The sequence below is a fragment of the Alcanivorax sp. HI0083 genome, assembly GCF_001635175.1.
In genome coordinates, this window is record NZ_LWFX01001046.1 from 1 (window position 1) to 5,608 (window position 5,608).

General features: G+C 59.8%; 5 protein-coding genes. 3 read left to right on the plus strand and 2 right to left on the minus strand.

From position 1 onward, the window contains the following. On the minus strand, nucleotides 1-1,013 hold a 1,013-nt coding region (locus A3754_RS13525; RefSeq protein WP_156496991.1), incomplete at its 3' end, for a TonB-dependent receptor plug domain-containing protein. A 94-nt stretch (nucleotides 1,014-1,107) separates the two neighbouring features. Continuing rightward, entirely contained in the window at nucleotides 1,108-2,658 is a 1,551-nt protein-coding gene (locus A3754_RS13530) for a hydantoinase B/oxoprolinase family protein (protein ID WP_063520113.1), read from the minus strand. A gap of 203 nt (nucleotides 2,659-2,861) precedes the next feature. On the opposite strand from A3754_RS13530, the gene A3754_RS13535 reads away from it, so the two are divergent. The 3 genes from A3754_RS13535 to A3754_RS13545 all read left to right on the plus strand — a co-directional run. Continuing rightward, the gene (locus A3754_RS13535) at nucleotides 2,862-4,046 is read left to right on the plus strand and encodes an aspartate aminotransferase family protein (RefSeq protein ID WP_063520114.1); all 1,185 of its coding nucleotides are present in this window, start codon (nucleotides 2,862-2,864) and stop codon (nucleotides 4,044-4,046) included. Continuing rightward, nucleotides 4,043-4,951 carry an ornithine carbamoyltransferase gene (gene argF / locus A3754_RS13540; protein ID WP_063520115.1) on the plus strand — a complete coding sequence of 303 codons (909 nt, stop codon included), beginning with the start codon at nucleotides 4,043-4,045 and terminating at the stop codon, nucleotides 4,949-4,951. Before A3754_RS13535 ends, argF begins: the two co-directional genes overlap by 4 nt. A gap of 85 nt (nucleotides 4,952-5,036) precedes the next feature. Next, nucleotides 5,037-5,608, plus strand: a 572-nt coding sequence (locus A3754_RS13545) for an ABC transporter ATP-binding protein (RefSeq protein WP_156496992.1), incomplete at its 3' end; no start/stop codon positions are given.

Consider the following 5,608-nt stretch of genomic DNA (forward strand, 5'->3'; position numbering starts at 1 on the left):
GCCTGGTTGGCACCGCCATTGGTGTTGGCATCTGCTACAAAACCACCAATACCCTGGCCACCAATACTGGCCAGCTTGTACCAGTTACGCTGGAATTCGTTGCGGTACACCACGGAGTTCAGTTGGGTGTTCTCGTCAAACACCAGGGTATGACGCAGGGACACCGCATCACGATCATTGTCCATCTGATCAATGTCACTCATGCCGTAACGGCGGTTGGCATCACGCTCGAAATCCCGATCGGTCAGGCCCAGATAGGTTTCGTCGGACACTTCACTGGAATGCTCCAGTTTCAATTCAAACGCCTGCTGGATATCAGCGGTTTCCGGCGCCTGCCAGCGCAGCTTGGCCACATAGTCGCGCTTGTCAAAACCGCTGTCGCGGTTGGACCGGTCGATATCCTTGAAGCCCTGGGAACGTTGCTGGTGAGCTTCCAGCATGAAACCGAACTGGCCCTCAGTGGCACCGTAGTAGGCGTGGGCCCGCTGGGCACCGTCTTCACCGCCTTCCACATTGACCATGCCGGAAGCACGGGCGGGAATCGGGGTGGACAGGAAATTGATGGCACCACCCACGGTAAAGGGGCCGTAACGCAGGGTGTCTGGCCCTTTCAGCACTTCAATGCCGTAGAAACGACCGGCGCTGGGGAAGTAGTAGGCAGCCGGAGCAGCATAGGGGGCCGGAGCGATCAGCACCCCATCCTCCATCAGAGTGACCTTGCTGGATCGGTCACGGCCGGAACCGCGGATACCGATATTCGGGCGCAGGCCATAGCCTTCTTCTTCCTGGAAATAAACGCCAGGCACGTCACGCAGCATGCGGTGCACATCGGTGTTTTCTTTTTCTTCCAGATCTTCGTTGGAAAGCACGTGGGCAGAGCCGCTAACGCTAAAGGTATTCTGGCGATCCCCGATAATCTGTACCGGTTTCAGTTCATTGGCCTGATCAGCGAAAGCCGGAACAGCTATGGCGGAGGCAATGGCGCAGCAAAGCAAGCGACGCTGTAAATGCATGATTTTTTCCTTCCCGACGCAAATGCGAAAATGTAAAAATTGTAAGCACGGGAAGATACAAGGAAAAAGAATTAATGGCAATTCGCCATCATTCTCATTTACATTTCCTATCGTAATAACCACCGCCACCGGGTGAAGCCACTACCAAACGATCACCAACACGGGCGGTAAAGCTGGTTTTTGGCGGCAGCAACCTGCCGTTGTGGCGATTTTCCCCCACCGCACCATCCTGCCCACCTGCCAGCCCCCAGGGCGCATGACGGCGGCGCTCGGTGAGCAGGGTCACCTGGGCATCACCCAGAAACTCCAGCTCACGCACCAAACCATCGCCACCCACAAACTGCCCATCACCACCACTCTCCCGGCGCAGCTGATAACGGTGCACCCGCAATGGATAGTGGGACTCCAGGCTTTCGATGGGCGTATTGAGAGTATTGGTCATATGGCTATGTACCGCCGACAACCCCGGACCGCCGGCATGGGCGCCAGTACCGCCGGCCATGGTTTCGTAATAATCCCAGCCATTGTCACCGCCGGCGCCCATCGCCACGTTATTCATGGTGCCCTGGCTGGCAGCGGGGATTGCCTCGGGTGCCGCCTGGGCCAGAGCCCCCAGCACCACATCCACCACCCGCGAACTGGTTTCCACATTGCCGGCGGCCACCGCCGCCGGGCGGCCAGCATTGAGCAACGAGCCTGGCGGGGCGGACAGGCTGATAGGCCGGAAGAGACCATCGCAGGCAGGCACGTCATCGTCCATCAAGCAGCGAAAACAGTAGTAGGCCGCCGCTGCCGCCACGGACAGCGGGCAGTTAATATTCCCCGCCACCTGATCAGCCGTGCCACTGAAATCCAGAAAAGCTTGATCCCCGGCAATGGTCAGGCTGACAGTAATGAGGATGTCCCGCTGGCCCTGGCCATCGTCGTCCATGTAGTCCTGGAACCGGTAACAACCATCCGGCAGAGTCGCAATGCGAGCGCGAGCACGCTTTTCACCATAAGCATTGAGGGCATCAAAGGCCGCCACCAGATCTAACTGCTGATCCGCCAGCTCCGCCAGACGCCGGGCACCCGCCTCACAGGCACTGGCCTGGGCGGAAAAGTCAGCAAAGCGCGGGCTCTCTGCCGGCAACGCCCCACTCTCCTCCAGCCCCGCCAGATGCCGACACAATGGCACCTGCCACAGCCCGGCGCGTTTCAACCAGCTGGGAGCAATAACAATCCCTTCCTGCTCCAGATGCGTGGATACCGGCATGGATCCGGGGCTGTGGGCGCCAATATTGGCATGGTGAGCCCGGGACACGGCGAAGCCGATCAGGGTCTGCGACTGAAATACCGGAGCAATCACGGTCACATCCGGCAGATGCGTGCCGCCCAGATAGGGATCATTCACCACCATCAGGTCCCCGGACTGCCAAGTTCTGCCACTAACCAGATCCGCCATGGCGTAGGCCATGGAGCCCAGATGCACGGGAATATGCGCAGCCTGAGCACATAAACGGCCCTGAGCATCAAAAATGGCACAGGAAAAATCGAGCCGATCCTTGATGTTCGGAGACAGGGCACTGAGACGCAGCACCGCGCCCATTTCATCGCAGACACCGGCAAGGCGGTTGGCAAAAATACTCAGCTGGACAGCATTCATAAAGGCGATCAATAAATAATAATGAATAGTTAATAGCTAAAACCATTAACCCTTGAGGCAAACAAGCCTAAGCCAATCCATACAGGGTGTTAACTATTCACTGAAATGTGCGCTATTATCGGGGGTTCCCGGCAGCCTAACAGCTGCCGTTTTTTGTTTTGGTCATGCCAAAACAGACGAATTCGCTTTAACGAGTCAGGGTAATGAGCCAGCAATTTTTGATTCCCACCTACGCGCGCCAGCCAGTGGCTTTCGTGCGGGGCGAGGGCGTGTGGTTGTACGACGAAAACGACCACAAATACATGGATGCCATCTCCGGGATTGGCGTGTGCAACCTGGGCCACTGCCACCCGGCAGTCACCCGCACCCTGGCCGAACAGGCCGGGCAGCTGATGCACACCTCCAACCTGTACCGCATTCCTGCCCAGGAATCGCTGGCCCAGCGGCTGTGCGAATTGAGCGGCATGGAGAACGTGTTCTTCTCCAACTCCGGAGCAGAAGCCAATGAGGCCGCCATCAAGATTGCCCGCCTGTATGGCTCACGCAAACAGATCGCCCGCCCCACCGTGATCGTTATGGAAGGCAGCTTCCATGGCCGCACCATGGCGACCCTGTCCGCCACCGCCAATGCCAAGGTGCAGGAAGGCTTTGCGCCTCTGCTGGACGGTTTCATCCGTGTGCCGTTCAACGATCTGGCAGCAGTAGAAGCCCTGGCTGATAATCACGATATTGTCGCCGTTCTGGTAGAACCGGTGCAGGGCGAAGGCGGCATCCACATCCCCGCCAACGATTACCTGGCCGGCCTGCGCACCCTGTGCGACCGCAATGACTGGCTGCTGATGTTGGATGAAATCCAGTCCGGCAACGGCCGCACCGGGGATTACTTTGCCTGCCTGGGCGCCGGTGTCACCCCGGATGTGCTGACCACCGCCAAAGGCCTGGGTAACGGTTTCCCCATCGGCGCCTGCCTGGTGGCCGGCAAGGCAGACGGCGTGTTCGGCCCCGGCAATCATGGCAGCACCTACGGCGGCAATCCGCTGGGCTGCGCCACCGCCCTGACCGTGGTAAACACCCTCACCGACGACATCATTGATGGCGTGGCCGACAAGGGATCCTGGCTGAAAGACGCCTTTACCCAGGCATTCTCAGCTCTGCCCATGGTTACCGAGATCCGCCAGAAAGGCCTGATGCTCGGCATCCAGCTAGATCGCCCCTGCGCCGAACTGGTTAACCGGGCCCGTGACGCCGGCCTGCTGATCAATGTCACTGCCGGTTCCGTGGTGCGCTTGCTGCCGCCACTGGTAATCAGCCAGGCAGAGATGCAGCACCTGGTGGACACTCTCTCGACTCTGATCCACCGTTTTGCCGACGAGCAGGAGGTCGCATGACCCGTCATTTCCTGACCCTCACCGACCTGACCCCGGATGAGCTCGGCTACCTGATCCAGCGCGCCATTGAGCTTAAAACCATGCTGCGCAACGGCCAGCACCACGAGCCGCTGAAAGGCAAAACCCTGGGCATGATTTTTGAAAAATCATCCACTCGCACCCGCGTTTCCTTCGAAGTGGCGATGACCCATTTCGGTGGCGCCAGCATTTTCCTGTCACCCCGTGACACCCAGCTGGGCCGCGGCGAACCAATCGAGGATTCCGCACGGGTACTGTCACGTATGGTCGACGCGGTGATGATTCGCACCTTTGACCACGCCACCCTGCAGACGTTTGCCGACCACTCTGCGGTACCGGTGATCAACGCACTCACCGACGACTTTCACCCCTGCCAGTTGCTGGCCGACATGCAAACCTATGTGGAACACCGCGGCAGCATTCAGGGCAAGAAAGTGGTGTGGGTCGGCGATGGCAACAACATGTGCGCCAGCTACATCAACGCCGCCAATCAGTTTGATTTCGAGCTGGTGATCAGCAGCCCGGATGGCTTCACTCCGGACAGCGACTTGCTGGGCCGCTACCCGGACCGGGTCAGCCTGGAGCCGGACGTGGCCACCGCCGTGCAGGGCGCACACCTGGTGGTCACCGATGTATGGGCTTCCATGGGCCAGGAAGACGAACAGCAAACACGCCTTAACGCCTTTGACGGCTACCAGGTCACCCCGGAGCTGATGGACAAGGCCGACCCGGATGCGCTGTTCATGCACTGCCTGCCGGCCCACCGCGGCGAAGAAGTCAGCCATGAAATGATGGAAGACCCCAGAGCCGTGGTCTGGGATGAGGCGGAAAACCGCCTGCATGCCCAGAAAGCCCTGCTGGAATTCCTGCTCACCGGGCAACATTGATGGCAACGCTGCACGCACCATGCCACACGCATCACGGAGACATCTTCCCCTGTTGCGTGCAGCGTGAAGCCGGGAGCGCATGATCATGAACGCCCCCCTACTGCGCCTTGAGAATCTGGCCTGCGGATATCACCAGCAAACCGTCGTAAAAGATTTGAACCTGGAACTGGCGGCCGGTGAAATTGCCTGCCTGCTGGGCCCCAGCGGCTGTGGCAAGACCACCACATTGCGGGCCATCGCCGGGCTGGAACCGGTGACCGCCGGCGCCATCAGCATTCAGGGCAAACAAGTCTCCGGCCCCCACCGTCAGCTTCCTCCCAACCAGCGCGGCCTGGGCATGGTATTCCAGGAACATGCCCTGTTTCCTCATCTCACCGTGGCAAACAACGTGGCTTTCGGCCTGCGGCAGCAAAGCCGGGAGGAACGCGAAGAGCGGGTACACGCGAGCCTGCAACGGGTACGGCTCAGCGGCCTGGAGCAACGCTACCCCCACGAACTCTCCGGCGGCCAACAGCAGCGTGTGGCGCTGGCCCGGGCGCTGGCCCCCCAGCCCGCCCTGCTACTGCTGGACGAGCCTTTTTCCAGCCTGGACCTGGATCTGCGTCGGGCGCTGGCCCAGGAACTGGGAGACATCCTGCGTCAGGAAAAGGTCACCAC

Bases quoted from the DNA above. Each gene is read 5' to 3' on its own strand.
- argF (WP_063520115.1), top strand. From the start codon at position 4,043: ATGACCCGTCATTTCCTGACCCTCACCGACCTGACCCCGGATGAGCTC.
- A3754_RS13535 (WP_063520114.1), top strand. From the start codon at position 2,862: ATGAGCCAGCAATTTTTGATTCCCACCTACGCGCGCCAGCCAGTGGCT.
- A3754_RS13530 (WP_063520113.1), bottom strand. From the start codon at position 2,658: ATGAATGCTGTCCAGCTGAGTATTTTTGCCAACCGCCTTGCCGGTGTC.